This is a genomic window from Pseudarthrobacter sp. NamE2 (assembly GCF_005796205.1).
GTDB lineage: Bacteria > Actinomycetota > Actinomycetes > Actinomycetales > Micrococcaceae > Arthrobacter.
Window position 1 is genome coordinate 1 of sequence record NZ_VAHN01000032.1, and the last position, 2,685, is coordinate 2,685.

At 64.6% G+C, this 2,685-nt stretch carries 4 protein-coding genes; all 4 read left to right on the forward strand.

The window, feature by feature from the left end:
* Nucleotides 1-97 precede the first annotated feature (97 nt).
* The 4 genes from FDW83_RS19630 to FDW83_RS19645 all read left to right on the forward strand — a co-directional run bounded on the left by FDW83_RS19630 (nucleotide 98) and on the right by FDW83_RS19645 (nucleotide 2,395).
* A complete protein-coding gene (locus tag FDW83_RS19630) occupies nucleotides 98-346 on the forward strand; it encodes a hypothetical protein (RefSeq protein ID WP_240721066.1) in 249 nt (82 codons plus the stop codon).
* Nucleotides 333-785, forward strand: coding sequence for a substrate-binding domain-containing protein (locus FDW83_RS19635; protein WP_240721065.1), 453 nt, complete (start codon nucleotides 333-335; stop codon nucleotides 783-785). Before FDW83_RS19630 ends, FDW83_RS19635 begins: the two co-directional genes overlap by 14 nt.
* 352 nt (nucleotides 786-1,137) lie before the next feature.
* Complete coding sequence (locus FDW83_RS19640) at nucleotides 1,138-1,683, forward strand: glycoside hydrolase family 2 TIM barrel-domain containing protein (RefSeq protein ID WP_240721063.1); 546 nt, start codon at nucleotides 1,138-1,140, stop codon at nucleotides 1,681-1,683.
* 370 nt (nucleotides 1,684-2,053) lie between these two features.
* The gene (locus tag FDW83_RS19645; RefSeq protein ID WP_240721064.1) at nucleotides 2,054-2,395 is read left to right on the forward strand and encodes a hypothetical protein; all 342 of its coding nucleotides are present in this window, start codon (nucleotides 2,054-2,056) and stop codon (nucleotides 2,393-2,395) included.
* Nucleotides 2,396-2,685: the final 290 nt, after the last annotated feature.

Consider the following 2,685-nt stretch of genomic DNA (forward strand, 5'->3'; position numbering starts at 1 on the left):
GGTTCCGGTGGGCGACGGCAGCGGGTCTGGAGGGAGTCCGCATATCGGTAGGCCTTGCCAATCCCGATCTCACTCACAAACCCCTACTTTCCGGCGTTTGCGTCCAGGCAGTGCCAGCGGGCTGGACGCCGTGGAACGGCTGACGCCACAGGTTGACGCCCTCCTCGGGTACCTTGGCGGGCATGCGGACAAGGCGCAGGCGCTCATGGGCAGGAAACCAGTGGTGGGTCTCGACTATCCGGACATTCGTTCGGCTGGCAGCATCGCCTTCGACTACCCCCCACGCAGCCCGGCTCGCCCTCCAGCACCTTCGCTCCACGGGTCGGACGAGGATCGCGTTCCTTGACTCGGACCAGGGAGGCCCGGCCGTGAGCCGAGGCAATGCCGTGGCCGCGGTGGCCTCGGAGCTCAATATCCAGCTGACGCACATCCACGCTGCTCCATCCGCAGATGCTGCCAGGGAGGCAACCAAGGTTCTGCTGGATGGGCCAAAAGACATCGACGGGTTGTTCGCGTTCAACGACCTTATGGCCGCCGGTTCGCTCAAAGCGCTCTGGGACCTGGGAAGAGCCGTCCCGGAAGATTGTGCGGTGATCGGCATAGACGGCATCCCGCTGGGCGAACTCGTAACGCCCGAACTGACCACGCTCGCGCTGGGCCTCCGCACGGTGAGGCGTGCCGCCGTCGGCCTTTTGGACGGGCTGCTTGCCGGAGCCGTAGAGCCGGACAATACTGACGCCAGATTGACCCTTCAGCATCAGCTGGTCGTCCGCCAATCTGCCTGACCCCCTACTCAAAGGCTGCTGCAAAAGTTAGGCAAGTGAAATCGTGAACGTTCACGTAACCCGTTCCCCCTCGTGCCTCTGCAAGTATCATCCATGTCAGTCCAGTCCCCCTCCGCGGCAGCCGTAACCGCTGCTGCAACCGCCGGCACCATGGCAAAGAACAGCCTTGAACTCGGAATGGAGGGCGTACAGGAACTTGCGTCCATCGGCCCCGGCCGCGGCACCCTCCCGCCCCGGGCTTACCTTTCCAGTGACGCTCCGCGGCTATCGTTGAACGGGGAGTGGCAGTTCCGCGGTCCTGGATGCCCGCCGCAGGGCAATGCCCTTTGTGCTCTGCGAGTATGTGCACGCCATGGGCAACGGGCCCGGCGGGCTGAGCGAATACCAGGAGCTCTTTGACCGGTACCCCCGCCTCATGGGTGGTTTTGTCTGGGAGTGGCTGGAGCACGGCATCTCCGTTTCGTCCTCAGGCGGCGAGTATTTTGCCTACGGCGGCGACTTTGGTGAGGAGGTTCACGATGGCAACTTCGTCACCGACGGGCTGGTGGATGCGAACCGCAAGCCCCGGCCCGGCCTGTTGGACTTCAAGAAGGTTGTTGAACCGCTCCGGATCGAGGTGGCTGAGGATTGGTCCGGCTTCACGCTCCGGAACGGTTATGACTTTGCTGACACTTCCGCCCTTGAGTTCCATTACGTGGTGGAGGCCGACGGCGGCAGGCTCGACGGCGGATCGGTGGCGGTTCCGCCGTTGCTGCCTCAGTCCGAGGCAGTGGTGCCGCTGCCCGCGGACGTTTCCGCGCTGGCTGCCCAGCTGGGCGACCGGGCCGCTGTCCTTACCGTCAGCGCCGTGCTGGCCCATGGTTCCGCCTGGGCTGCCGCAGGGCACGAAATCGCGTGAGGCCAGGCGGTACGGGCTGGTGCCGCCGCTCCGCCGGTGCCGGCCACTGCTTCGGTCGACGTTGCTGCAAACCAACTCATCCTTGGACCTGCGGTGTTCAGCCGCGCCACGGGGGTGCCTGCCTCGATCGATGGCATTCCCGTAGAGAAAGCGGGTCTGGTGTTGTGGTGAGCGCCGACGGACAACGACCTTGGAAGGGGCTGGGGAGGGGAGGACCGGCGTCCGCCCGCCATGCAGTGGCGTGATGCAGGACTGAACCGGCTGCATGCACGGCTGTTAGGCATCAGTGCGGAGCCTGCGGCTGACGGCGGCGAACGGCTTACTGTGCGGACACGCTCGGGTGCTGCAGACAAGCAATTCGGCGTTCTGGTTGACCAAACGTGGACCAGCGACGCTGAGTCCCTGGCTCTTCGGACGCAGGTGGTGCGGCGTCCACGCCGCCACCCTCTCAGTCGGTGACAGGGTGCTCGATATCTCGGGGGCTCCCTTTGCGCTCACCGTCCGCCCCTACAGCATGGCGGTCCTCGACGCCGCTACGCACCGTCCCGACCTGGTTCCGGACGCGCGGCCCTACGTGTACTTGGACCACGCGCTGCGGGGTGTGGGGACGGGTGCCTGCGGTCCTGGGGTTCTGGACCGCTACCGGTTGGCACCCCGGTCTGCCGACTTCACCCTGATTTTCCGGGTAGCCTGTCATGCCCCTGCAGTGTGAGCCACTCCATAGCATCACGTGTTGGCTGTTGAGTGGGAGCGCAGGTACGTAAGTGCCCGGAATCCCTTGTGTTTGCAGGGATTCGGGGGCCTTGGCGGTGCACGATGGCCGGATTTGCGGGAGGTCTGTCGGGCGTGTATTGTTTTCTGAGTCGCCGCCGCTGAAGCGGAAAAATAGCGGCCAAACCCCACTGATAACAGCCTAAAACGGCCCGCTTTTAGCGCGCCGGATTCGGTTGGGGCTGACCTTCTGAAACTTCGGTTCGCAGAAATGCGGATTTGCGAAGTTCC

What these genes read in the sequence shown, in the direction of transcription:
- FDW83_RS19640 (WP_240721063.1), top strand. Translation starts at nt 1,138, where the DNA reads ATGGGCAACGGGCCCGGCGGGCTGAGCGAATACCAGGAGCTCTTTGAC.